Genomic DNA, 23,715 nt, shown 5'->3' on the forward strand with positions numbered 1-23,715 from the left:
GCGAAGTTGCCGCCTACGCATTCTCCGATACCCGTTGCGGCATGAAATCCGAGATCGCCTCGCCTACCGCCCGCAGCAAGATCGAAGCGAGCCGTGCCGTCGCCGGATCAGGGTCAGCTTCCGCGCGGTGAAGCACGAGGCCCAACGACGGCAGCTCCGGCAATCCCAGTTCCGCGGGCTTCAGCGGCCTGACCTTTGCCGGCAAGCCGATCGGCGTGCGTATTGTCACCCCCAACCCGGCCGCGGTCGCAGCCCACAGCCCGCCGAGGCTGGGGCTGACGAAGGCAAGCCGCCAGGCAATATTGGCCCTGTCCAGCGCATTTGTCGCGGCGGTTCGCAGGAGACAGGGCGCCTCCAGCGAGGCGAGTGGCAGCGGCTCGCCGCTTGCGGCATTCCAGCCGGGCTCACCTGCGGCAGGACCGATCCAGCGCATCGGCACCTCGCCGATCTTTTCGCAATGGGCGGTCAGGGTTGCATCGCTCCAAGCGAGCGCCAGATCGAGTTTCCCCGTTGTGACCCGCTCGAGCAGTTCCGCGTTGCGGACGACTCGCGCCTCGATCCGCACCTTCGGATGGGCGCGGGCGAAACGGCCCAGAACATCGGGAAGCAGATTTTCACCGAAGTCCTCTTGTAGGCCAAGCCGCACCCAGCCTTCCAACTCGACGCTTTGGACGGCCACTGCCGCTTCGTCGTTAAGGTCGAGCAGCCGTCGGGCGTAGGCGAGCATCGTCTCGCCCGCCTCCGTCAAGGCCAGGCCACGGCCCGCCTTGCGGAAAATCGGCGTACCGGCCTGCTCCTCCAGTTTCTTGAGCTGTGCGCTGACGGCCGAGGTGGAGCGCCCAAGCCGGTCCGCCGCCTTTGCAAAGTTCCCGAGTTCCATTCCAGTCGCGAAGGTTCGAAGTACATCGAGGTCGAAGACCATCCTACGCATCGCTTAATCCCAATTTTCAGGACAATTGATCCACAAAATTCTGATTTTCTGCATCATCGTGGCGTGCGAGGATTATGAAGTCAAGGTTGGATTAGCAAGGAAAAGGAGGCTCCAATGCCTTTCGTTCGAATCTCTCTGCTGAAAGGCAAGTCGCCGGATTATCTCCGTGCGCTCTCAGACAACATTCATCGTGCCATGGTCGAGACGTTCGACGTCCCTCCGAATGACCGCTTTCAGGTCATTCATCAGCATGAGCCTGGTGAACTGATCTTCGACCGCCACTATCTCGGGGGCCCGCGTTCGGACGATTTCGTGCTCTTTTCCATCACCGCGGGCAAGCCCCGCACGACCGGGATGCGCAAGGCCTTTTACCGGCGTGCGGCCGATCTGCTTGGACAGTCTCCGGGCCTGAGACCTGAAGATGTGATGATCGTGGTCAATACCACCTCTCCGGAAGAATGGTCCTTCGCCAATGGCGAAGCCTCGATGACGGAACCAGGTTGGCAAATCCGAGCGCTCGCGCCCATGGCGCCATCCCGATGATCGCCATGCAATACGGCTTCACGCTGCCGGCAGATTATGACATGACGATCATCGATCGCCGGATCCGCGACAAGGGGCCAATGCTGGACGGCTTTTCGAATCTTGGATTCAAGGCCTACCTCAGCGCCCGCAAGGGCGAATTCGGCAGCCGGGAGAACCTCTATGCTCCATTCTATCTTTGGAAGCAGCCGCAAGGCGCCAGCGATTTCCTCACCGGGCCCGGTTTCGAAGGGCTGACGCAGTCTTTCGGCTGGCCGCAGGTAAGGCACTGGATGGTATGGAATGCCGAGGTCGCGGACTTGCGAGCCGCAAAGTTTGCAAGCTGCGATATCCTGCCGATCCCTGCCTACGCGCCGCTTGCCGAAATCCGCAAGGAGGAGGTCACGCGGTCACATGCTGAAGCGGCGCGGCGCGGTGTGCTGGCCTCGATATCCGCCTTCGAGCCGTCCGGCTGGAGCCTTGTGCGCTTCACGCTTTTTCGCGACATGCCGTTGATCTCCAACGGAGACCAGATCTATCGCGTCGGCCATGTCTCCTTGCCGTAGGTCAGGCGGTCGCGCGCCGATAAAATGCCAATGACCCGGCGAGCGCGATGAGTGCGCCGCCGCTGATACGGTCAAGCCACATGGCGCCGGAGTTCTTGAGCAGGCGGACAGCCTGCGCGCCGAAGGCGGCGTATCCGAACATGATCACGAAATCGATCGAGGCGAAGATGAGGGCAAGCACCGCATACTGAGCAGGCTGGGGCAGCGTAGGATCGATGAACTGCGGCAGGAAGGCCGAGAAGAACAGGTAGCCCTTGGGATTCGTGACTGCCACCATGAAGCTTTTCAGCCCGATCGCAAAGGCCGAAGCGGCGCTGCCGGCGCTTTCCACCTTCATTGCCGTTTCGATCGTCCCCTGAGAGCGCAGCATCATGATGCCGAGAAAGGCAAGATAGGCGGCACCCAAATATTTCAGCACGGAGAACCAGAATTCGGAGGCCGCAAGCAGCGCACCGAGGCCGATCGCCACAGCACCGATCAGAACGAAATCCGAAAGCACGGCACCCAGCATGCCGGCAATCGCCCGGCGAGTGCCGTAACGCGAACCGTTGGTCAGCGCCAGGAGCACGGTCGGCCCCGGCGTTGCGATACCGACAAAGGAAACCGCGGCGAAAGCAAGAAGCGTGACGATATCCATAAGTCCCTCCAGAGCTCGGATATCGGAAGCTTGCATTTGCCGGGATCGCGATCAAGCCGAAAACGAAAAGCCCGTTTCCTTCACGCAGCGAGCTGGTTCGAGCCAACGCGAACGGATCACATGCCGCTTTGGCCGTCGGAGCCGATATAGGCGATACGGAGCATGTTGGTGGCGCCCGGCGTTCCGAGCGGCACGCCGGCCGAAATGATGATACGGTCGCCCGGCTTGCCGAAACCCTCGCCGGCGACGATGCGGCAGGCCCGGTTGACCATGTCGTCGAGATCGGTCGCGTCATGCGTGACGACACAGTGCAGGCCCCAGACGATCGCCAGCCGGCGGGCTGTCTTGATGATCGGCGAGAGCGCCAGGACCGGCACCTGCGGGCGCTCGCGCGAAGCGCGCAGGCCCGTGGTGCCCGACGAGGTGTAACAGACGATCGCCGAAAGCTTCAGCGTCTCGGCAATCTGGCGGGCGGCGAGAGAAATCGCATCGGCACCGGTTGCTTCCGGCTGGGCGCGCTGGGCATAGATGATGCCCGGATAATGCGGTTCGCGCTCGATGGCGCTGGCAATCGACGCCATCGTCGCAACGGCTTCGACCGGATAGTCGCCCGCGGCGGATTCAGCCGAAAGCATGACGGCATCGGCGCCTTCGAAAACGGCGGTCGCGACGTCCGAGACTTCGGCGCGTGTCGGCACCGGCGCGGAGATCATCGATTCCAGCATCTGGGTCGCGACGACGACCGGCTTGCCGGAGCGGCGGCAGGCGCGGATCAACTGCTTCTGGATGCCCGGAACGGATTCGAGCGGCATCTCAACGCCGAGATCGCCGCGGGCGACCATCAAGGCATCCGAGAGTTCGATGATTTCTTCGATGCGCTCGATTGCCTGGGGCTTCTCGATCTTCGACATCAGGCCGACCCGACCCCTGGCGATCTTGCGGACCTCCGCGAGATCTTCCGGGCGCTGGACGAAAGAGAGCGCGACCCAGTCGACGTCATCGGTCGCCAGAACGGCATCGAGATCGGTACGGTCCTTGTCCGTCAGAACGCCGACGCCGAGCAGTGTGTCTGGAAGGCTGATGCCCTTCCGGTCCGATATCTTCGTGCCGGAAATGACCGTCGTAACGATGCTCTTTCCGTCGCACTTTTCGGCGCGCAATGCGAGCTTGCCATCATCGATCAGCAGACGGTGGCCGGGCTTGACGGCTTCAAGAATTTCCGGATGCGGCAGGAAGACACGGCTTGCATCGCCGGGTGCGTCATCGTTGTCGAGCGTAAAGGTCTGGCCCGGCTTTAGTTCAACCTTGGTTTCCGCAAACTTGCCGACACGAAGCTTCGGCCCCTGCAAATCGGCCAGGATGCCGATCGGACGGCCGGAGCGGGCCTCGACGGCGCGAATACGCTGGATCAGAGTGCGCATCAGGTCATGGGTCGCATGGCTCATGTTGATACGGAAAACGTCGGCACCGGCCTGGTGCAGCTTTTCGATCATCGCTTCTTCGCTCGAGGCGGGGCCGAGCGTCGCGAGGATTTTCACTTTGCGGTTACGCTTCATCAATTCGGACTTTCTTGCGTGCCGGGAGTGTCGGAAAGTTGAACCATCCAGCTACCCTGGCGGCCCGTGTCATATTCCTTGAATCCCATCCTCTGATAACCGCGGGCATAGCAGTCCTGCACGCCCGCGATCTTGAACTCGTTTTCCGCTACGCACATCTGGATGTCACCCGTCCAACGTCCCCCCCGGGCGGCATCCTCTGCGTAGAGGTAATAGTATCGCGACTGCAATTCTCCTTCGATCAGCGTCGCGCAGGTCGTTGCCGGGACCTGCCACCAGCCTTCCGTGATCCACCCGTCCTTGGCACGGTATCCGATCGCCACACCCACAAGGTTCTGCGTGCCGTTGCAGACGCGAAAATCGGCGCGCGCAACATCGGCAGCGAAAAACGGTGAGAGGGCAGCGAATGCAAATAAGGCGAAACGGGCAATCCCGGACCGGGTGAGGAAACTTGGTGCGGCTTGCATCAACACGGCTTCCGAATGGCTCCCACGGTTATTCGTTGTCCGTGCCTTCTTGCGCCGCCATCAAACGAATGTCAACGCGATGCTAATCGATTATATTCCTTTCATAACCTGCTCGTGATCACTGACTTGCCGCGGGCTGGTGCGCATTGCGCTTGAACCTGCAGCATGTGCATGCGATCAGTGACGGCGAGCGCCAAATGACGATCGGCAATTCCCTGATGAATCCCTTTCAATCCTTCGAAATTCTACCTGGAAATCATGACAGCGGCATGGTGATTCTGGGCGATCACGCGATGAACCGCCTGCCTGAACGGTATGATAGGCTCGGGCTTGCCGAATCGGTCTTCTCCCGCCATATCGCCTATGACATAGGCATCGAAGGCCTGGTGCGGGAGCTTTCCGCGAGGCTGGGGGTTCCGGCCGTTCTTGGCGGCTTTTCGCGGCTTCTAATCGACCCGAACCGCGGCGAGGACGACCCGACGCTGATCATGAAGATTTCCGACGGCGCGATCATTCCTGGCAATCATCCGATCACGGATGAGGAGTGGAACTACCGCATCGAGGCCTTCCACCGGCCCTATCACAGTGCCGTTTCCAAGACGATCGACAAGGTCGCCAACGCGACCGGCAAGGCGCCGCTCGTGCTCTCGCTTCATTCCTACACGCCTGCCTGGAAAGGCGTACCGCGGCCATGGCATGCCGCCGTCCTCTGGGACAGCGACCACCGCGCCGTCGCCCCTCTGCTTGACATGCTGAGCCGCGATCCCGATCTGATGGTCGGCGACAACGAGCCGTATGACGGCGCACTCAAAGGCGATACGATGTACCGGCACTGCATGGTCACCGGCATACCGCATGCGCTGCTCGAGATCCGTCAGGACCTGATCGGAAACGAGGCCGGCATTTGCGAATGGGCCGAACGCCTGGCTCCGATCTTCGCGGCCATGAATGCCGATCCGGTGCTGCACGAATACGATGTCCATGTGTCGCGCACCGGCCCTTACGAATGAAGGAGAGCGAGATGACCGCACTCAGCAAGGAACAGCAGACCGAATTCGAAGCTGCCGCCTTCCGCCGCCTTGTCGCGCATTTGCGCGAACGGAGCGACGTTCAGAATGTCGACCTGATGAATCTCGCGGGTTTTTGCCGCAACTGCCTGTCGAACTGGTATCGCCAAGCCGCCGAGGCTGAGGGCGTGCCGCTGTCGAAGGACGAATCGCGCGAGATCGTCTACGGCATGCCCTACGAAGACTGGAAAAACCTGCACCAGAACGAGGCCTCGGACGCACAAAAAACTGCATTTGAACTGAACAAGCCGCACAAATAGGTTCATGACGCCCGATTGGACTTGACCGCGGCGCAGCTTCGCGGCAGTCACTCCCCACCGAATTCAAGACGAGAAAATCAGGAGAACACGATGTCCGATGCTCATGGCGTCGCCCGCGATCAGCTTCGCGCTTTCATCGAGCGCATTGAACGGCTGGAAGAAGAAAAGAAGACCATCGCCGACGATATCAAGGACGTCTACGGCGAAGCAAAGGGCATGGGTTTCGACACCAAGATCCTGAAGAAGGTCGTCGCCCTTCGCAAGAAGGACGAGCAAGAGCGCATGGAAGAGGAAGCCATCCTCGATACCTACCTGCACGCGCTCGGCATGATCGAGTCCCCGCCGGAAGGCTGAGGATTGCCATTGGCAGTTTTCAAAGCCGCCGGATTTACCCCGGCGGCTTTTTGAATCATGCTTTGGAATTAGCCCGCTGTTTTCCCATTGTGCTTTGCATCCGGCGCGATAATATCCCTCCGCCGCATACTGGAGCCGCGTCCGGTTCCGCTTAATATTCAGTTATTTGACTTAATTGTAGCAAGCGGCTGCCGGTTTTTTCTTTGCTGCGCCTCGCACACACAATGCATGCATTCCTATTTCAGACATGCGCGAAGCCGCGAGCTTCGCTCACTCCCATCCGGTGCCTCGCATGGCGCCGAGATCAAAGCCGAAGCGAAAATCAACCCTGCTCAAGAGGAACTCAAATCATGTCGATGATTACCACGAAGGACGGAACGGAGATTTTCTACAAGGATTGGGGCAACGGCCAGCCTATTCTTTTCTCCCACGGCTGGCCGCTTTCGGCCGACGCCTGGGATGCGCAAATGGTCTTCTTCGGCAATAACGGCTACCGCGTCATCGCACATGACCGTCGCAGCCACGGCCGTTCGAGCCAGACCTGGGATGGCAACCACATGGACCAGTACGCCGACGACCTGGCCGAACTGATCGAGACGCTCGACCTCAAGGACCTGATCATGATCGGCCACTCCACGGGTGGCGGCGAAGTCACCCATTACCTCGGCCGCCACGGCACGAAGCGCGTCGCCAAGGTCGTGCTGGTGGGCGCCGTGCCGCCGCTGATGGTCAAGACCGACAAGAATCCCGGCGGCTTACCGCTTGAAGTCTTCGATGGCATCCGCAAGGGCACGCTCGAAAACCGCTCGCAGTTCTACAAGGATCTCGTGACGCCCTTCTACAGCTACAATCGCGATGGCGCGACGTTCTCCGAAGGCATCCGCGACAGTTTCTGGATGCAGGGAATGATGGGCGGATTGAAGGGGCAGCTGGATTGCATCCACGAATTCTCCGAGGTCGATTACACCGACGACCTCAAGAAGATCGACAAGCCGACGCTCATCATTCATGGCGACGATGATCAGATCGTGCCGATCGGTGCTTCCGCATTGGAGTCCTCGAAGATCGTCGAGGGCTCTATTCTCAAGGTCTATCAGGGCGCTCCCCACGGTCTTGCTGAGACGCATACCGACCGCTTCAACAAGGACGTACTCGACTTCCTGAAGGCCTGATCCTTCGGGCCATCAATCCTCCCGCCTCCAGTGCGGGAGGATGTGCCCAGCGCATAAACAAAGACCGCCGGATTTCTCCGGCGGCCTGTCGTTCATTTTGATAGATTCGCTCAGTTCGTATTGAACTTGCGCACTTCCATGAAGTTCACCGCCGAGCCGCTGAAGCGGGCCGGATCGATGGAAGCGGTCTTGACGTTGAAGCCTTCGGCGTAGACGGCGGTCGGCTGGGCGCGAAGCGTCTGGCTGACGAAACGGGGTGCCTTGACCGGCTTCGTGATCATTTCCATGCGGGAATTGGTCAGCGCCCACTGCGAAATTATCTTCTGGGTCAGCTTCGGCTCGGTACGGACCGTCGCGCGGCCTGCGTCGGCAGCGGCAGCAGCCTCCTTCGTCGGGCGCCCGCCCTTGGTTGCAACGCCATTGGCAGTGGAGTCTTCGGAAATCTGCTGTAGGTCGAAGGCGTCGCCGAAGCTTGCGGATTTGACAGGAGCGAGTGCGGCAAGTTGCACCGGTGCCTTATTCTCAGCCGGCTTGGCGGCAGGCATCGCTGCGCTGATGGCCTGCTCGACGGTGGCCGGCGCAAGGGCAGCCACCCGCCTATCGACTGCATTGTTCTGATCAAGCGCTTGAGCCAGTGCCGGAGAAAGCCGGTCCGCTTCGGCTTCGTCCGCATCCGCTTGCGGATCGATTGCTGCCGCCGCAAGCAGATTTTCGGCGACCGCCGGACGTTCGGCCGGGGTTGGAACCATCGGATCGTTGGATGCGACTTCCGCATCACCTGGCGCGTTGCGCGGGCCAAGCAGCGAGGGAACCGGAACGTGATAGGCGCTGAGATCGGCGAACTGCTGCGGCTGGCCTTGCTCTTCGGTGGCAGCGGCAAGTGCCTGCTGTGCAGCATTGCCGGAATTCGGTGAAACGAGAGCATTTGCAACTTCGCCGCCGGCAAGCTGACCGGCAAAGGCTGGACGAACCTGGGGCACCGGTGCATTCACGGCGGCAACCTCAGTCGGCTGCGGCTCAGCCGCGGCAGCAGGCGCTTCGGCCTTCGGCGGCGTTGCCCTTGCAACGGCGACCGGAGCGGAATCCTCCGCGCTATCCTCTTCCTCGTCTGCGCCGCCGCCAAAGAGTGCAGCGAACAATGTCTTCGGCTTTCTCGTCTCGGCATCGCCGCCGCTTGCCATGACAAGCTGATTGGTGCTGACCCGGCGCTTATAGTCGGCCATCGCCTGCTGGTAGCCCGGCAGGGGCTTGCCGTCCGACGGGATATGAATGGTGTTGCCGTTCGGGAAAAGCTGCGCCAGCTCCTGGCGGCTCATGCGCGGCCAGGCGCGAACGCCGCCGACATCCATGTGCACGAAGGGAGAACCGGACTTCGGATAGAAGCCAACGCCGCCGACCTGCATTTTCATGCCGATCGCACGCAGCTTTGCAAGCTTCACATCCGGAATGAAGAAGTCCATCGCCTTGCCGAGCATATGCTGGCTCTTCTCGGCAACGCCGGAATTGCGCGAACGGGACTTGAGCATTGAATTGGTGGCGGGCGAACGGAAGCCGCAGACAACGTTGATGTAGTCCCTGGAACCGCTCTGGCGGTAGACTTCCCAGATCAGATCGAAAAGATGGGGGTCCATCTTCGTCGGCTGGTTCTTGCGCCAGTCGCGAAGGAATCGATTCAACTGCCCAAGACCCTTCGGGTCGAACCTGCCATTGCGTTTGTAGGTGATGACGGCCTTTTCGCCGGTATGGATGAAATAAAGTTTCAGACTGCGCGTTTCGCCCGCTGCTTCGGACGGCGTGCCAACGAATACTGGTGAGGAAACCGCGAGTGCGAGAAGGACAGCCATGGCCGTCCTAACCGCCTTTCCGCCAATGTCGGCGCACACTGTACGCCAGCTCAAGCGCGAAGGCTTGGTGTTCTCATTCAGATCCGGCAAACTCAATCCCCGTCAGACTGCCCAGGTCCCCGAACTGTCCCAATGACTGTCAATTGCGGTGACACGATGGCAAAAATGCCACACTCGATCAACCTTTTCTTTACATAGTCAACGATCGACTAACAAGTAGTTTATATCGGGTAACAAAACATGCTTGCGGGAATATTAATGGAACGCCGCTTATGCCGCATCTTTCTGGGGATTGTCGGGATCGATGCCGTAATCCTTGAGCTTTCTGTAAAGCGTTGAGCGTCCGATGCCGAGTTTTCTGGCCACTTGACTCATCTGGCCGCGATAGAATTTAAGCGCGAATCGAATCAATTCTTCCTCGACATCGGCAAGTTTGCGCACCTCGCCCGCCGGATTGACGCTTGCGATCGCATTCTCCGGCATCTCGTCGTGGTGCCCGCGCGACTCGCTCGCAGAGACCTGCGGAACGTGAAATTCCGCAAACTCCACCTCGTGCTCGCGATATGTATTGTCGGCAACCAGCGCCAGGTGATCGACCACGTCATATTGCGGCAGCTGGGCAGCGATCTGCGGAAAATCCGCTTCGCTGAGCTCGTGGCCTTCGGCGAGCACGACGGCGCGGAAGATCGCGTTCTCGAGCTGGCGGATGTTGCCCGGCCAGTCATAGGCCGTCAGCAATGCCAACGCACCCGCGCTGACCGTCATGCGATGGCCATTTTTCTGTTCGGACGAGAAGCGGTCGGCAAAGACGCGCACCAGATTCGGAATGTCCTCCTTGCGCTTGCGCAGCGCCGGAATGGTGATCGGAAAGACATTGAGGCGATAATAGAGATCTTCGCGGAAGTGGCCGTTTTTCACTTCCTCGATCAGGTCCTTGTTCGTCGCGGAAATGAGCCGGACATTGACCTTGTGCGCCGTGCGTGCGCCGACGGTCTCGACTTCGCCCTGCTGCACGGCTCGCAGCAGCTTGACCTGCACGTCGAGCGGCAGATCGCCGATTTCATCGAGGAAGATCGTGCCGCCGTCGGCCTCCATGAACTTGCCCGTATGGCGCTCGGTTGCACCGGTGAACGCGCCCTTTTCATGGCCAAAGAGGATGCTCTCGACGAGGTTGTGCGGAATGGCGCCGCAGTTCACCGTGACGAAGGGCTTACCCGAGCGGTCGCCGCCTGACTGGATGGCACGCGCAACCAGCTCCTTGCCGACGCCGGACTCGCCTTCGAGCACGACCGGAATGTTGGATTGCGCCGCACGCTGCGCCAGATCGATGACGCGGATCATCGCCGGGCTTGCCGAAACAATGTCGTCGAAGCCGACGAGGCCGGAGCGCGAACGGCGGCCCGAGCGGGCCCGCACTTCGCGCTGGTCCAGCTTCATTGCGTTGGCGATCGAGGTTGCGATGCGCTCCGGTGAAACGGGCTTGACGACGAAATCGAAGGCGCCGGCACGCATGGCCTGCACGACCGTTTCAATGCCGCCCTGCCCGGTCTGCACGATCACCGGGATCTGCGTGCCGAGTTCATGGAGCGCTTCGAGGAATTCTAGGCCGGTCATTTCCGGCATCATCAGGTCGAGAAGGATGACGTTGAAGAGACCACTGTCGCGCTTCACCATCTCCAGGCCGATGCGGCCGTTCTCAGCCTGATGGACGACATGCCCGTGACGCTCGATTGCGTTCTTCAGCAGACGGCGTTGTACCGGGTCGTCCTCGACCACGAGAATCTGCCCTGCACCCTTGAGCTCACTATAACCGGTCATTGTTGCCTCACTTCATGCGAAACCTGCGGGCACTCTGGCAGAAAGGCTTGAACATCCAGTTTTGAGAAATAATTGCATTTTAACGATTGTGGCGATACCGAATCCGTATCGAAGCGGGCCTCCAGCATCCCGAAAGCCCCTTGATACGGGGCCTTCCGGCGCTTAGACAGTCAGACCTGTTCGAAATGAGGAAGAGGAACCCAGCCATGAATTTCGTGCTCCCCGGCGCCGGTCTTAATTTTTCGGCAACAGTTGCCTCGGCCGCGACCGATCCGGCGCTCGGCGACCTCCCGGTCTGGAAGCTGCAGGATCTCTACCCTTCCGCCATCTCGACCGCCTTCACCAGCGACATGGAAAAGGCAGGCCGCAACGCGCTCGCCTTCGAGGAAAAATGGAAAGGCAAACTTGCCGATGCAGCGGCCCAAAAAGGCGCTGGAGGCATCGGCGAGGCGCTGAAGGAATACGAGGCGCTGGACGATCTCATCGGCCGTCTCGGCTCTTTTGCCGGCCTCACCTATTTCTCCGATACGACCAACCCGGTAAACGGCAAGCTCTACGGCGACGTCCAGGCGAAGATCACCGAATTCTCCGGCCACCTTCTCTTCTTCGCGCTGGAGCTGAACCGCATCGACGACGCGGTGATGGACGCCTGCATGGCAAACGACCCTGAGGCCGGCCATTACCGCCCCTGGCTGATCGACCTGCGCAAGGACAAGCCCTACCAGCTGGAAGACAAGCTGGAACAGCTCTTTCTCGAAAAGTCGATGACGAGTGCGGCTGCGTTTAACCGCCTCTTCGACGAGACCATGGCCGAGCTCCGCTACAATATCGACGGCGAGAAAGTGCCGCTCGAAGTCGCGCTCAATCTTTTGCAGGACGAGGATCCGGAAGCGCGCCGCAAGGCGGCAATGGCGCTCGCCGAAACCTTCAAGGCGAATATCCGCACCTTCACGTTGATCACCAATACGCTTGCCAAGGACAAGGATATTTCCGATCGCTGGCGCGGCTTCGAGGATATCGCCGACAGCCGTCATCTGGCAAACCGCGTCGAGCGCGACGTGGTCGATGCGCTGGCAGCTGCCGTCAAGCAGGCCTATCCGCGCCTTTCGCACCGCTATTACAAGATGAAGGCGAAGTGGCTCGGAATGGACCAGATGAATTTCTGGGACCGCAATGCGCCCTTGCCCGAAACCTCCAATGCAGTGATTTCCTGGGGCGAAGCGAAGGACACCGTTCTTTCGGCCTACGGCAATTTCGCGCCGGAAATGGCGGCCATCGCCAAGCGCTTCTTCGACGAGCAGTGGATCGACGCGCCCGTGCGTCCCGGCAAGGCGCCCGGCGCCTTCTCTCACCCCACGGTTCCCTCAGCGCATCCCTACGTGCTGGTCAACTACATGGGCAAGCCGCGGGATGTGATGACGCTTGCCCATGAACTCGGCCACGGCGTTCATCAGGTGCTGGCCGGTGCACAGGGCGCGCTGATGTGCCAGACCCCGCTGACGCTTGCCGAAACCGCCTCCGTCTTCGGCGAGATGCTGACCTTCCGCGCACTGCTTGACAAGACGACGGACAAGCGCGAGCGCAAGGCGATGCTCGCCCAAAAGGTCGAGGACATGATCAACACGGTCGTGCGCCAGATCGCCTTCTACGAATTCGAACGCGAGCTTCACACGGCCCGCAAGGCAGGCGAACTGACCGCCGAGGATATCGGCGAACTCTGGCTTTCGGTTCAGTCGGAAAGCCTCGGTCCGGCGATCAGGATCTCCGAGGGATACGAGACCTACTGGGCCTATATCCCCCACTTCATCCACTCGCCCTTCTATGTCTACGCCTATGCCTTCGGCGACTGCCTGGTGAACTCGCTCTATGCCGTCTACCGCAAAGCCGACAAGGGCTTCCAGGACAAATATTTCGCGCTTCTGAAGGCCGGCGGCACCAAGCATCACTCTGAACTCCTGAAGCCTTTCGGCCTCGACGCCACCGATCCGTCGTTCTGGAGCAAGGGCCTGTCGATGATTGAGGGGCTGATCGATGAATTGGAAGCGCTTGATAAGGCTTAAGACGCAGCTCCGGGTCAGGGGCTAACCGAAAGCCCTGACCTTGAGCTGCGGCCGTCGGTGCAAGCAGCCAGGCGGCATTGTGCAACGCTTACGAGGAACGATGAAGGCAACCCCTTCTCCCTCATTCCCGTGCTTGTCACAGGAATCCAGTGCGCCCAAGGCCTTGGGCGCGGGAGACACTTTGAAACGAAAAAAGTCATTCGCGACGCGGATGCGCCGGGGCTGGAACCCTGTGACAAGCACGGCAATGAGGAAATCCGGAGCGACCGGTCTCAGCAAATGGGAGCGCGGATGACAATTTCTCAGTCTTGCATCCTCTTCCGCGACGACACGACCGGCGAAGTCATGCTCTTCGCCGATCCCGCCGAGATCATCATCGCCCGGACGCGTGCCGAATTCTTCGCCGGCCTCGCGCGGATGGAGACGGCCAAGACGGACGGAAAGTGGCTGGCAGGATATCTATCTTACGAAGCGGGCTATCTCTTCGAGGAAAAACTCGCGGGCTTCGTGGAAGAGAACAGGCAGACGCCGTTGCTCTGCTTCGGCATCTTCGACGCCCCGCAGAAGGACGGTCGTCCGCTCGCGCAGCCGAAACAGCGTCTCGACAACGAGGAATTCCTGACGGCGCCCAAAGCCGCTTGGGCATTCCCCGCATACAAAGAGCGCTTCGACCGATTGCATCGGCATCTGCGCCAGGGCGATTGCTATCAAGCAAACCTCACCATGCCCATCGAAGCACGTTGGAATGGAGATCCGCGCGCGGCCTTCTGGTCGCTGATCGAACGTCAGCCGGTGAAATACGGTGCGCTCGTCGATCTCGGCGGCCCCGTCATCCTGTCCCGCTCTCCCGAGCTCTTCTTCCGGACGGACGAGGAAGGCTGGATCGAGACGCATCCGATGAAAGGCACCGCCAAGCGTGGCGCCGATGCGGCCGAAGATGCCGCCATTGTCGCGGCGATGCGTCACGATATAAAGACACAAGCCGAAAACCGGATGATCGTCGACCTGCTTCGCAATGACATCTCGCGCATCACGGAGGTCGGTACGCTCGATGTTCCGAAGCTCTTCGAGATCGAGACCTACCCCACACTGCACCAAATGGTAAGCCATGTGCAGGCGAAACTTCTTCCCGACCTTTCCATCCGCGATATCTTCGCCGCCCTCTTCCCCTGCGGCTCGATCACCGGCGCACCGAAGCTCAGCGCCATGCACATCCTGCACGAACTCGAAGACACGCCACGCGACGCCTATTGCGGCGCGATCGGCATGATCTCTCCGGCAGGCGCCATGCGCTTTTCGGTTGCGATCCGCACGATCAGCCTTTTTGAGGACGGCAGGGCAATCTTCAATGTCGGTGGCGGCATCGTCTTCGATTCCACTGCGGAAGCCGAATATGAAGAATGCCTGCTCAAGGCGCGTTTTGCGATCGGCGACCAGGACATCGCGCGATGAGCGACTTCTCGCTGATTGAGACATTGCGGTTTGAACCGGGGACCGGCTTCATGCGCCTGCGGCTGCATCTTGCCCGTCTGACGCGCTCGGCCCGGCGGATCGGCTTTGCCGAGCCGCGACATGCGCTCGATGAGCTCAATGCCTCCGTCCAAGGCGCGACGGGCGCTCTGCGCATCCGGCTGACCTTCGATGCGCAGGGCCGCATAGACGTCACGACCGCGCCTTTCACACCGCTTGCGCCCGGCACGGTGTGGAACATCCGCATCGCTTCGACCCGCCTCGACAGCGCCGACAAGCTGCTGCGGATCAAGACCACCCGCCGCACGCTCTACGAAGCCGCCCGCGCCGAATACACGCCGCAGCAGGCGGACGAAGTGCTGATGCTGAACGAACGCGGCGACGTCTGCGAAGGCACGATCACTTCAGTCTTCCTCGGCGATGGTTCCGGCATCCTTCGCACCCCGCCGATTTCCTGCGGCCTGCTCGCTGGCGTGCTGCGCACAGAGTTGATCTGTCAGCGCAATGCCCGCGTCGGTCGCATCCGGCTGGACGATTTGAACAACGGCCAGATCTACGTTGGAAATTCGCTCCGCGGCCTCATCCCTGCACGGCTTTTCATCTAAGCCCGCGCAAACCCTAAAAAGAAGATGGATGGCAACGTTCCAATCGATTATTCAACAGATCCGCAACGATAGACCGGAAGGATTTTGCCATGTTCATGCTGGCGCTCACCTATGTGAAGCCGAACGAAGAGGCCGATAAGCACATGGAGCCGCATATGGCCTGGGTCAAGGAAGGCTATGCCAAAGGCTGGTTCCTTGCCTCCGGCCGCAAGGTTCCCCGCACCGGCGGCGTCATCCTCGCTATCGGCAATCGTGCCGAGATCGAGGCCTATGTCGCCGCCGATCCGTTCATGGTTCACGGCGTTGCAGAATATGAGATCACGGAAGTCGCGGTGACGACGGTGGCCGAGGGGCTGGATATCCTGAAAAAATAGAGTTTCCTACAAAGGGGCTGACGCTGCACAAGGCCGAGCTCGTTGCGGAGCTTGCGCATGTCCGCGCGCTGATAAATCCATTTCCGGCCCAAACGCTCTTTATTGTGACGCCGATTTATGGTTAGAGCCGGTCACCTCGCATTTCTCGCGCCATTTCAGAAGAATTCTTAAAGGTTCATCGCCTTCGTCACCTTCCATAGGAGAAAAGAATGACGGAACAGACCCACCCGGTATATGCCGAAATTACCGGTCCGATCGTGATGATCGGCTTTGGCTCCATCGGCCGCGGCACGCTGCCGCTGATCGAGCGCCACTTCAAATTCGACAAGAGCCGGATGGTTGTCATCGACCCGCGCGACGAGCCGGCCGACATGGAGATCCTGAAGAAGTACGGTGTCCTCCACATCAAAGAATACGTGACGAAGGACAATTACAAGGATCTCCTGAAGCCGCTTCTGACCAAAGGCGGCGGTCAAGGCTTCTGCGTCAATCTCTCGGTCGATACCGGCTCGCTCGACATCATGAAGCTCTGCCGCAAGCTCGACGTACTTTATATCGACACCGTCGTGGAACCCTGGCTCGGCTTCTATTTCGACAAGAACATGAAGAACGCCGACCGCACCAATTATGCGCTGCGCGAAACCGTCCGCAAGGAAAAGGCGAAGAACCCTGGCGGTGCTACCGCCGTTTCCACCTGCGGCGCAAACCCAGGCATGGTGTCCTGGTTCGTCAAGCAGGCGCTTGTCAACCTCGCCAACGAAATCGGCGTGAAGTTCGACGAGCCGGATCAGCACGACCGTGAAGGCTGGGCGAAGCTGATGAAGAAGGTCGGCGTCAAGGGCATCCACATTGCCGAACGCGACACACAGCGCACCAAGCATCCGAAGCCGCTCAACGTCTTCTGGAATACCTGGTCGGTCGAAGGCTTCATTTCCGAAGGCATGCAGCCCGCAGAGCTCGGCTGGGGCACCCATGAAAACTGGATGCCGAAGAACGCCAAGAAGCAGAAAAAGGGCTGCAAGGCCGCGATCTATCTGGAGCAGCCGGGCGCCAATACCCGCGTGCGCACCTGGTGCCCGACGCCCGGTCCGCAATACGGTTTCCTTGTCACTCACAACGAGTCGATTTCGATCGCCGATTATTTCACGGTCCGCGACAAGGATGGCGAAGTCACGTTCCGCCCGACCTGCCACTATGCCTACCATCCGGCCAACGATGCGATCCTGTCGCTGCATGAGATGTTCGGTAACGGCGGCACGTCGCAGCCGGTCCACCACGTTCTCGACGAAGACGAACTGGAGGACGGCATCGACGAACTCGGTGTGCTCCTCTACGGCCACGAGAAGAACGCCTATTGGTTCGGCTCGCGCCTGTCGCTCGAAGAAACCCGCCGCATCGCGCCCTATCAGAATGCGACCGGCCTGCAGGTGACCTCTGCCGTTCTCGCAGGCATGGTCTGGGCTCTCGAACACCCGAAGGCCGGTATCGTCGAAGCCGACGAGATCGACTACAAGCGCTGCCTCGAAGTGCAGCTGCCCTATCTCGGCCCGGTTGAAGGTCACTACACCGACTGGACGCCGCTTAATGGTCGTCCGGGCCTCTTCCCGGAAGACATCGACACCAAGGATCCCTGGCAGTTCAAGAACATCCTGGTTCGTGCCTAACCGGGCATTCAAATCCGCATCGATGCCCGCCGAAAGGCGGGCATTTTTGTAACGCCTGCCGCGTAATTTCGCTTCATCGTTGCAGGAGGCTTGCCATGGCGGCGGGCTCGCGCCATGTTTTTCAAGACTTTCGCGGATAGAGTCCGCTCCGAATCGCCGGGAGAACCATATGACGTTCAGAAACATTCTCGTCCTTGCGGGTGCTGCAGCAGCGCTTGCCGCCTGCGTCTCAGACCGCCCCATGCCGGTAGCGACACGCGCTGCGCCGACCGGCGTCGAGGGTTCCTGGGCCGATCCGAACGGCATCATTTCTACCTTCCAGGCAGGCACCTTCACCACCCGCACGACCGACAGCAACCAGCTGCTCGCGTCCGGCACCTATATCAACACCTCACCGTCACTGGTCGAAATCAGCATGACATCGCTGGTTCGCAAGACGCAGTCGAAGGTCAATTGCGCGCTCGTCAACCAAAGTCAGCTGAACTGCACCTCGGATGCAGGTTCGCAATTCACGTTGACGCGCCGCATGTAATTTCCCCCGCTTTTAATGAAGAAGCTCTCCTTTGCGGGAGCTTTTTTCGTTTTTGCCTCTTGGAAAGCACCCCGAGAACAACAGCTTTTTTGCACTTGCGGTCGGTCATCGTTGATGAAAACATCCGCACGCCGGGTAGCCGCCAAACGAGTAAGGGAAGGACGAAGTCAGGGGTACGGGGCTTCGCCATTAAATCAGGAGAACAGTATGACCAAGTCATTTAGCTTCGGTCTGTTGACCGCATCGATGCTGGCGCTTAGCGCTGGCGCAGCTTTCGCGGACTACAAGCTCAATATTCTTCATATCAATGATTTCCATTCACGCATCGAGTCGATCAACAAGTTCGATTCCACCTGCTCGGCGGAGGACGAAGGCAAGAACGCATGCTTCGGCGGCGCCGCCCGCTTGAAGACCGCGATCGACCAGCGCCGCCAGGCGCTGTCCGGCCAGAACGTCCTGCTTTTGAACGCCGGCGACAACTTTCAGGGTTCGCTCTTTTACACGACCTACAAAGGTACTGCGGAAGCCGAGATGCTGAACGCCATGAAGTTCGATGTGATGACCGTCGGCAACCATGAATTTGACGACAGCGAAGACGGCCTCGCCGCCTTCCTCGACAAGGTCCAGTTCCCGGTTATTTCCGCAAACGTCCTTGCCGCCGACGGCTCGAAGCTCGGCGATCGCATCAAGCCTTCGCTGGTGCTCGATGTCGGCGGGCAGAAGATCGGCATCGTCGGCGCCGTGGCCAATGATACCGAAGAGCTTTCCTCTCCCGGCCCCAAAGTGATGATTGCCGAGGACGTCCAGACGATCAGCGCAGCTGTCCAGGAATTGAAGGCCCAGGGCATCAACAAGATCATCGCGCTCACCCATGTCGGCTATCCGCGCGATCTCGCAGCCATCGCCAAGATTCCGGATGTCGATGTCGTCGTTGGCGGCCACTCGCACAGCCTGCTTTCGAACACCGATCCGAAGGCGGAAGGCCCCTACCCGACGATGGTGGACAATCCGGGCGGCTACAAGGTGCCCGTCGTGCAGGCGGCATCCTACAGCAAGTATCTCGGTGATCTCGTCGTCGACTTCGACGACAGCGGCGTCGTCAAGAGCGCCAAGGGCGATCCGATCCTGATCGACTCCTCCTTCACGCCCGACCCGGCCCTTGTTGCCCGTATCCAGGAACTGGCGAAACCGATCGAAGAACTCCGCAAGAAGGTCATCGGCTCGTCCCAAGCCCCGATCGAGGGCAACCGCACCGTTTGCCGCGTCAAGGAGTGCTCGATGGGCAACCTCGTTGCCGATGCCATGCTCGACCGCACGAAGAACCAGGGCATACAGATCGCCATCCAGAACGGCGGCGGCCTTCGCGCCTCGATCGACGGCGGCGATATCACCCAGGGCGAAGTCATCACCGTGCTGCCGTTCCAGAACACGGTGGCCACCTTCCAGCTGACGGGCGCAGACATCGTCACGGCGCTAGAAAACGGTGTCAGCCAGATCGACGAGGGCGCCGGCCGCTTCGCGCAGGTCGCCGGCCTGAAGTACAGCTTCGACAAGTCGAAGCCGGCGGGCAGCCGCGTCAGCGGCGTTGAGGTCAAGGAGGGTGACAAATTCGCACCGATCGATCCGGCCAAGACCTACGGGGTCGTCACCAACAATTTCATGCGCGCCGGCGGGGATGGCTATTCGATCTTCGAAACAGCCGGCAAGAATGCCTATGACTTCGGTCCGGATCTCGCCGACGTGACGGTCGAATATCTGGCAGCCCATAACCCTTACAAGCCCTACACCGACGGCCGCATAGCGGAAGCCGCCCCGGCTGCGACCGCTGCACCTGCCGCGCCGGCTGCTCCATCCGCTCAAGCTCCAGCCGCAACTGCGCCAGCTGCCAGCGCACCGGCTGCGGCGACGCCGGCAAGCCATGTCATCGCCGCAGGTGATACCCTTTGGGATCTTGCCAAGCAGTTTTACGGCGATGGCGAGCTCTGGAAGAAAATCTCCGAAGCCAACGGCGATCCCGATCCGCGTCGCCTGATGGTCGGCAAGGAGCTGCAGGTTCCCGCGAAGTAAGGCGATAGTCTGGATGTTGAAGACCGGTCCGGGGTTTCCCGGGCCGGTTTTTCCACTTATAGGGATATACCACCGCGCCGGCTGCCTATGAGCGGGAAGGGACTATCAAACGTTGGGGCCAAGATGACCATTGCACCTTCATACCTCCCGGCGGAGCATCCTCCGGTCAAATTCGGCAAGGTCGGAGTCCTTCTCGTCAATCTCGGCACGCCCGACGGCACCGACTACACGTCGATGCGGCGCTATCTGCGCGAATTCCTGACCGACAGGCGCGTCATCGAATGGTCACCGTTGAAATGGTACCCGATCCTCTTCGGCATCGTCCTGAACACCCGCCCGCAGAAGGTCGGCAAGGCCTACGAGACAATCTGGAACAAGGATAAGAACGAGAGCTATCTGCGCACCTATACGCGCAACCAGTCCGATCTCATGGCCGCGCGTCTGAAGGACCTGCCGAATGTAAAGGTAGACTGGGCTATGCGTTACGGCACGCCCTCGATCGCTTCGCGCATCAACGCACTGAAAGAGGAAGGCTGCGACCGCATCGTTCTTTTCCCGCTCTATCCGCAATATGCGGCAGCGACGACCGCCACGGTCAACGACAAGGCATTCCAGCATCTCTTGAAGATGCGCTGGCAGCCGGCATTGCGCACGGTGCCTAACTATCACGACGACGAAACCTATATCGAAGCGCTCGCCAATTCGGTGACAAAGCATCTTGCGGGGCTCGACTGGGAACCGGAGGTGATCCTCGCCTCGTTTCACGGCATCCCGCTCTCCTATTCCGAGCAGGGCGATCCCTACTTCTTCCAATGCCAGAAGACAGGCCACTTGCTTCGCGAAACGCTCGGCCTTGCGAAGGAGAAGTTCATGATAACCTTCCAGTCCCGCTTCGGGCCGGAAGAATGGCTGCAGCCCTATACCGACAAGACCGTCGAAAAGCTGGCACAAGACGGCGTCAGACGCATCGCCGTTCTCAATCCCGGTTTCGTCTCCGACTGCCTGGAAACACTGGAAGAGATTGCCGAGCAGGCGGCCCATTCCTTTCATGAAAACGGAGGCGAGAAGTTTGCGCATATTCCGTGCCTCAACGACAGTGAGGACGGGATGCGCGTGCTGGAAAAGGTCGTGCGCCGCGAACTACTGGGTTGGGTCTAAGACGGACGTCTGCTGCCAGCCGCGCCCCGGTCTTCGGGCTGCTGTTTAAAACCTTGGCGTGCGCTTGTGAATATCCCGCTCGTTGAATAGGATCGCCGCGATGATAGGCGATGAAGGAGAGAGTGATGATTTTAGGCGGGTTCGATATCGTCGTTATTGCTCTCGTCGTCTTCGTCATCCTTGTGCTTTTTGCAGGCATCAAGACGGTGCCGCAGGGCTATCGCTATACGATCGAGCGCTTCGGCCGCTATACGCGCACACTGGAGCCCGGCCTCAACATCATCACGCCCTTCATCGAGCGCATTGGCGCCCGCATGAATGTGATGGAGCAGGTGCTCGACGTACCCACCCAGGAAGTCATCACCCGGGACAACGCCTCGGTCGCCGCCGATGCCGTCGCCTTCTATCAGGTCCTGAATGCCGCGCAGGCAGCCTATCAGGTCTCCAATCTCGAAAACGCCGTTCTTAACCTGACGATGACCAATATCCGTTCCGTCATGGGCTCTATGGACCTCGACGAGCTCCTGTCCAACCGCGATGCGATCAATGACCGGCTGCTGCGGGTTGTCGATGATGCCGTGCAGCCGTGGGGCATCAAGGTCACCCGTATCGAGATCAAGGACATCCGTCCGCCGACCGATCTCGTCGACGCCATGGCGCGGCAGATGAAGGCCGAGCGTGAGAAGCGTGCCCAAATTCTGGAAGCCGAAGGTTCGCGCAACGCTCAGATCCTTCGCGCCGAAGGTGCCAAGCAATCGGCAATCCTGGAGGCAGAAGGCCAGCGCGAGGCAGCGTTCCGCGAAGCGGAAGCCCGAGAGCGTCTGGCCGAGGCCGAAGCCAAGGCGACAAAGATGGTCTCCGAGGCGATCGCCGCCGGCGACGTGCAGGCGATCAACTATTTCGTCGCGCAGAAATATACAGAGGCGCTGTCTGCCATCGGAACGGCCGGCAATTCCAAGATTGTCCTGATGCCGATGGAGGCCTCATCCATTATCGGCTCGCTGAGCGGTATCGGTGCAATCGCTAAGGAGGTCTTCGGCGACGGCAATAGTCCGCCCTCCCCGCCGCGGCCGCGTCAAGTGCCGCCGCGCACGACCCCGCCGGTCAATCCCTTCAACCAGGCCCCGGAGCGCTGACGAATGCTGACACGCGTCGTTGCCGAACTGGGACCATGGACCTGGTGGATTGTGGGCCTGGCGCTGCTTGCCGCCGAAATGATGGTGCCGGGCTTTTTCCTCGTCTGGATCGGTCTTGCCGCGCTCGCCGTCGGCGTTCTGTCGCTGCTGCTTTGGAATGCCGCTTTCTGGATCTGGGAAACGCAGCTCATCCTTTTTGCCATCCTGGCCGTTGCTGCGACATTCCTTGGCCGCCGGCTGACGCTTCGCCATGATGCGACCGACGAACCCTTCCTCAATCAGCGGGGCGCAAGTCTCGTCGGCCGGACGGCAACGCTCTTAGAACCGATCGCCGAAGGCCGCGGCCGCATTCGCATCGATGATACGATCTGGCGGGTGACAGGCCCGAACCTCCCCATCGGAACGCAGGTGAAGGTGGTCGCAAGCAACGGGCGCGACCTGACGGTCGAGCCGCTCTGATCAGGCGACGCCGATCCGCAAGAGATCGTGAAAATGCACCAGGCCGGCCGGCTTGTTATCGTCATCGATGACGATCAGTGCGCCGATTTGATACTGCTCCAGCAATGCCAGCGCGCTTGTCGCAAGCGCCGTCGGCCTGACCGTCTTCGGCGTGCGCGTCATGACGTCGTCGACGCAAAGCTCGGACAGGTTGCGCGTCAAGTTACGGGCAATGTCACCTTCGGTAACGATGCCGCAGAGCCGCCCGTCCTCGTCCAGAACGCCGACGCAGCCGAAATGCTTGCGCGACAGCACGCGGATCGCCTCCGGCATCGGTGTCCCCTTCGCCACCAGCGGGACGCGGTCGCCGGTATGCATGACGTCGCCGACATGCATCAGGCTGGCGCCGAGCTTTCCGCCTGGATGGAAGACATGGAAATCCCGCGCCGTGAAGCCGCGCGCTTCAAGCAGCGCGATCGCGAGCGCATCCCCGAGGGCGAGCTGCATCAATGTCGATGTCGTTGGCGCAAGGCCGTTCGGGCATGCTTCCTGTTCGTTCGGGATCAGCAGTACGATGTCGGATGCCGTCGCCAGCGACGAGTGTTCGCTGCACGTGAGCGCGACCAGGGGGATGGAAAACCGGCGCGTATAGGCAATGATGCTGCGCAGTTCCGCGCTTTCGCCGCCCTTGGATATGGCGAGCACAAGATCGTCGCTCGCGATCATCCCAAGGTCGCCGTGATTGGCTTCCGCAGCGTGAACGAAAAACGCAGGCGTGCCCGTCGAAGCAAAGGTAGCAGCCAGTTTCGTTCCGATGTGTCCACTTTTGCCGACACCCGTTACGATGACACGACCGCTGATACTGCCGATCGTCTCCACAGCTTGAGAAAACGGCTCCCACAGACCGTCGCTCAAGGCGCGCTCCAGCGCTTCCAGTCCGCGTCTCTCCGTCTCGATCGTCCGCTTGGCGGATTCGAGCACACCGTTCTCAACAAGTTTGACTGCTTTTCTCATGGT

23 protein-coding genes are annotated in these 23,715 nt (G+C 60.3%); 16 read left to right on the forward strand and 7 right to left on the reverse strand.

Annotated features, from left to right (window positions below; all coding sequences use genetic code 11):
* Nucleotides 1-13 precede the first annotated feature (13 nt).
* The gene (locus ISN39_RS15930) at nt 14-931 is read right to left on the reverse strand and encodes a LysR substrate-binding domain-containing protein (protein WP_074069634.1); all 918 of its coding nucleotides are present in this window, start codon (nt 929-931) and stop codon (nt 14-16) included.
* A 114-nt stretch (nt 932-1,045) separates the two neighbouring features.
* Here ISN39_RS15930 and ISN39_RS15935 point away from each other — a divergent pair, with 114 nt between their 5' ends.
* Together ISN39_RS15935 and ISN39_RS15940 are read left to right on the forward strand one after the other, a co-directional pair.
* Nucleotides 1,046-1,474 (forward strand): tautomerase family protein, encoded by a 429-nt coding sequence (locus ISN39_RS15935; RefSeq protein WP_194728171.1) that lies wholly within the window; start codon nt 1,046-1,048, stop codon nt 1,472-1,474.
* Nucleotides 1,471-2,019 (forward strand): DUF4865 family protein, encoded by a 549-nt coding sequence (locus ISN39_RS15940; RefSeq protein WP_194730235.1) that lies wholly within the window; start codon nt 1,471-1,473, stop codon nt 2,017-2,019. Before ISN39_RS15935 ends, ISN39_RS15940 begins: the two co-directional genes overlap by 4 nt.
* A 1-nt stretch (nt 2,020) precedes the next feature.
* Here the strand turns inward: ISN39_RS15940 and ISN39_RS15945 are convergent, their stop codons facing one another.
* From ISN39_RS15945 to ISN39_RS15955, 3 genes are all read right to left on the reverse strand, one after another.
* Nucleotides 2,021-2,656 carry a LysE family translocator gene (locus ISN39_RS15945; RefSeq protein ID WP_194728172.1) on the reverse strand — a complete coding sequence of 212 codons (636 nt, stop codon included), beginning with the start codon at nt 2,654-2,656 and terminating at the stop codon, nt 2,021-2,023.
* 116 nt (nt 2,657-2,772) lie between these two features.
* Complete coding sequence (pyk, locus tag ISN39_RS15950) at nt 2,773-4,212, reverse strand: pyruvate kinase (protein ID WP_194730236.1); 1,440 nt, start codon at nt 4,210-4,212, stop codon at nt 2,773-2,775.
* On the reverse strand, nt 4,212-4,679 hold the full coding sequence (locus ISN39_RS15955) for a DUF1036 domain-containing protein (protein WP_022715823.1): 468 nt from the start codon (nt 4,677-4,679) through the stop codon (nt 4,212-4,214). The genes pyk and ISN39_RS15955 overlap by 1 nt, the downstream gene beginning before the upstream one ends.
* A gap of 218 nt (nt 4,680-4,897) precedes the next feature.
* Between ISN39_RS15955 and ISN39_RS15960 the strand changes: the two genes are divergently transcribed.
* The 4 genes from ISN39_RS15960 (at nt 4,898) to ISN39_RS15975 (ending at nt 7,532) form a co-directional block, all read left to right on the forward strand.
* Nucleotides 4,898-5,689 (forward strand): N-formylglutamate amidohydrolase, encoded by a 792-nt coding sequence (locus tag ISN39_RS15960; RefSeq protein WP_194730237.1) that lies wholly within the window; start codon nt 4,898-4,900, stop codon nt 5,687-5,689.
* Between the two features lie 11 nt (nt 5,690-5,700).
* Nucleotides 5,701-6,006, forward strand: coding sequence for a DUF1244 domain-containing protein (locus ISN39_RS15965; RefSeq protein ID WP_074069639.1), 306 nt, complete (start codon nt 5,701-5,703; stop codon nt 6,004-6,006).
* A 90-nt stretch (nt 6,007-6,096) separates the two neighbouring features.
* Complete coding sequence (locus ISN39_RS15970; protein ID WP_003585771.1) at nt 6,097-6,360, forward strand: DUF2312 domain-containing protein; 264 nt, start codon at nt 6,097-6,099, stop codon at nt 6,358-6,360.
* Between the two features lie 350 nt (nt 6,361-6,710).
* Nucleotides 6,711-7,532 (forward strand): alpha/beta hydrolase, encoded by an 822-nt coding sequence (locus ISN39_RS15975; RefSeq protein WP_194728173.1) that lies wholly within the window; start codon nt 6,711-6,713, stop codon nt 7,530-7,532.
* Nucleotides 7,533-7,642: 110 nt separating this feature from the next.
* Here the strand turns inward: ISN39_RS15975 and ISN39_RS15980 are convergent, their stop codons facing one another.
* Entirely contained in the window at nt 7,643-9,466 is a 1,824-nt protein-coding gene (locus tag ISN39_RS15980; RefSeq protein ID WP_194728174.1) for a DUF882 domain-containing protein, read from the reverse strand.
* 180 nt (nt 9,467-9,646) lie between these two features.
* A complete protein-coding gene (locus ISN39_RS15985) occupies nt 9,647-11,194 on the reverse strand; it encodes a sigma-54 dependent transcriptional regulator (RefSeq protein WP_194728175.1) in 1,548 nt (515 codons plus the stop codon).
* A 206-nt stretch (nt 11,195-11,400) separates the two neighbouring features.
* Between ISN39_RS15985 and ISN39_RS15990 the strand changes: the two genes are divergently transcribed.
* The 10 genes from ISN39_RS15990 (at nt 11,401) to ISN39_RS16035 (ending at nt 22,719) form a co-directional block, all read left to right on the forward strand.
* A complete protein-coding gene (locus ISN39_RS15990) occupies nt 11,401-13,254 on the forward strand; it encodes a M3 family oligoendopeptidase (protein WP_194728176.1) in 1,854 nt (617 codons plus the stop codon).
* Between the two features lie 291 nt (nt 13,255-13,545).
* Entirely contained in the window at nt 13,546-14,706 is a 1,161-nt protein-coding gene (locus ISN39_RS15995; protein WP_194728177.1) for an aminodeoxychorismate synthase component I, read from the forward strand.
* Nucleotides 14,703-15,329 (forward strand): aminotransferase class IV family protein, encoded by a 627-nt coding sequence (locus tag ISN39_RS16000; RefSeq protein ID WP_194728178.1) that lies wholly within the window; start codon nt 14,703-14,705, stop codon nt 15,327-15,329. Before ISN39_RS15995 ends, ISN39_RS16000 begins: the two co-directional genes overlap by 4 nt.
* Before the next feature lie 89 nt (nt 15,330-15,418).
* Nucleotides 15,419-15,703, forward strand: coding sequence for a YciI family protein (locus ISN39_RS16005; protein ID WP_074069646.1), 285 nt, complete (start codon nt 15,419-15,421; stop codon nt 15,701-15,703).
* Between the two features lie 209 nt (nt 15,704-15,912).
* Entirely contained in the window at nt 15,913-17,367 is a 1,455-nt protein-coding gene (locus ISN39_RS16010) for a homospermidine synthase (RefSeq protein ID WP_194728179.1), read from the forward strand.
* A gap of 169 nt (nt 17,368-17,536) precedes the next feature.
* Nucleotides 17,537-17,899, forward strand: coding sequence for an outer membrane lipoprotein Omp10 (omp10, locus tag ISN39_RS16015; RefSeq protein ID WP_027508040.1), 363 nt, complete (start codon nt 17,537-17,539; stop codon nt 17,897-17,899).
* Between the two features lie 207 nt (nt 17,900-18,106).
* Entirely contained in the window at nt 18,107-19,966 is a 1,860-nt protein-coding gene (locus ISN39_RS16020) for a 5'-nucleotidase C-terminal domain-containing protein (RefSeq protein ID WP_194728180.1), read from the forward strand.
* A gap of 123 nt (nt 19,967-20,089) precedes the next feature.
* Nucleotides 20,090-21,124 carry a ferrochelatase gene (hemH, locus tag ISN39_RS16025; RefSeq protein WP_194728181.1) on the forward strand — a complete coding sequence of 345 codons (1,035 nt, stop codon included), beginning with the start codon at nt 20,090-20,092 and terminating at the stop codon, nt 21,122-21,124.
* Nucleotides 21,125-21,249: 125 nt separating this feature from the next.
* A complete protein-coding gene (locus tag ISN39_RS16030) occupies nt 21,250-22,260 on the forward strand; it encodes an SPFH domain-containing protein (protein WP_074069650.1) in 1,011 nt (336 codons plus the stop codon).
* A gap of 3 nt (nt 22,261-22,263) precedes the next feature.
* Nucleotides 22,264-22,719 (forward strand): NfeD family protein, encoded by a 456-nt coding sequence (locus tag ISN39_RS16035; RefSeq protein ID WP_074069651.1) that lies wholly within the window; start codon nt 22,264-22,266, stop codon nt 22,717-22,719.
* Here ISN39_RS16035 and ISN39_RS16040 read toward each other — a convergent pair whose 3' ends face one another.
* Nucleotides 22,720-23,712 carry a KpsF/GutQ family sugar-phosphate isomerase gene (locus ISN39_RS16040; RefSeq protein ID WP_074069652.1) on the reverse strand — a complete coding sequence of 331 codons (993 nt, stop codon included), beginning with the start codon at nt 23,710-23,712 and terminating at the stop codon, nt 22,720-22,722.
* Nucleotides 23,713-23,715: the final 3 nt, after the last annotated feature.

This window comes from Rhizobium sp. 007 (genome assembly GCF_015353075.1).
GTDB lineage: Bacteria > Pseudomonadota > Alphaproteobacteria > Rhizobiales > Rhizobiaceae > Rhizobium.

Bases quoted from the DNA above. Each gene is read 5' to 3' on its own strand.
- ISN39_RS15930 (WP_074069634.1), bottom strand. From the start codon at position 931: ATGCGTAGGATGGTCTTCGACCTCGATGTACTTCGAACCTTCGCGACT.
- ISN39_RS15935 (WP_194728171.1), top strand. From the start codon at position 1,046: ATGCCTTTCGTTCGAATCTCTCTGCTGAAAGGCAAGTCGCCGGATTAT.
- ISN39_RS15940 (WP_194730235.1), top strand. From the start codon at position 1,471: ATGATCGCCATGCAATACGGCTTCACGCTGCCGGCAGATTATGACATG.
- ISN39_RS15945 (WP_194728172.1), bottom strand. From the start codon at position 2,656: ATGGATATCGTCACGCTTCTTGCTTTCGCCGCGGTTTCCTTTGTCGGT.
- pyk (WP_194730236.1), bottom strand. From the start codon at position 4,212: ATGAAGCGTAACCGCAAAGTGAAAATCCTCGCGACGCTCGGCCCCGCC.
- ISN39_RS15955 (WP_022715823.1), bottom strand. From the start codon at position 4,679: ATGCAAGCCGCACCAAGTTTCCTCACCCGGTCCGGGATTGCCCGTTTC.
- ISN39_RS15960 (WP_194730237.1), top strand. From the start codon at position 4,898: ATGAATCCCTTTCAATCCTTCGAAATTCTACCTGGAAATCATGACAGC.
- ISN39_RS15965 (WP_074069639.1), top strand. From the start codon at position 5,701: ATGACCGCACTCAGCAAGGAACAGCAGACCGAATTCGAAGCTGCCGCC.
- ISN39_RS15970 (WP_003585771.1), top strand. From the start codon at position 6,097: ATGTCCGATGCTCATGGCGTCGCCCGCGATCAGCTTCGCGCTTTCATC.
- ISN39_RS15975 (WP_194728173.1), top strand. From the start codon at position 6,711: ATGTCGATGATTACCACGAAGGACGGAACGGAGATTTTCTACAAGGAT.
- ISN39_RS15985 (WP_194728175.1), bottom strand. From the start codon at position 11,194: ATGACCGGTTATAGTGAGCTCAAGGGTGCAGGGCAGATTCTCGTGGTC.
- ISN39_RS15990 (WP_194728176.1), top strand. From the start codon at position 11,401: ATGAATTTCGTGCTCCCCGGCGCCGGTCTTAATTTTTCGGCAACAGTT.
- ISN39_RS15995 (WP_194728177.1), top strand. From the start codon at position 13,546: ATGACAATTTCTCAGTCTTGCATCCTCTTCCGCGACGACACGACCGGC.
- ISN39_RS16000 (WP_194728178.1), top strand. From the start codon at position 14,703: ATGAGCGACTTCTCGCTGATTGAGACATTGCGGTTTGAACCGGGGACC.
- ISN39_RS16005 (WP_074069646.1), top strand. From the start codon at position 15,419: ATGTTCATGCTGGCGCTCACCTATGTGAAGCCGAACGAAGAGGCCGAT.
- ISN39_RS16010 (WP_194728179.1), top strand. From the start codon at position 15,913: ATGACGGAACAGACCCACCCGGTATATGCCGAAATTACCGGTCCGATC.
- omp10 (WP_027508040.1), top strand. From the start codon at position 17,537: ATGACGTTCAGAAACATTCTCGTCCTTGCGGGTGCTGCAGCAGCGCTT.
- ISN39_RS16020 (WP_194728180.1), top strand. From the start codon at position 18,107: ATGACCAAGTCATTTAGCTTCGGTCTGTTGACCGCATCGATGCTGGCG.
- hemH (WP_194728181.1), top strand. From the start codon at position 20,090: ATGACCATTGCACCTTCATACCTCCCGGCGGAGCATCCTCCGGTCAAA.
- ISN39_RS16030 (WP_074069650.1), top strand. From the start codon at position 21,250: ATGATTTTAGGCGGGTTCGATATCGTCGTTATTGCTCTCGTCGTCTTC.
- ISN39_RS16035 (WP_074069651.1), top strand. From the start codon at position 22,264: ATGCTGACACGCGTCGTTGCCGAACTGGGACCATGGACCTGGTGGATT.
- ISN39_RS16040 (WP_074069652.1), bottom strand. From the start codon at position 23,712: ATGAGAAAAGCAGTCAAACTTGTTGAGAACGGTGTGCTCGAATCCGCC.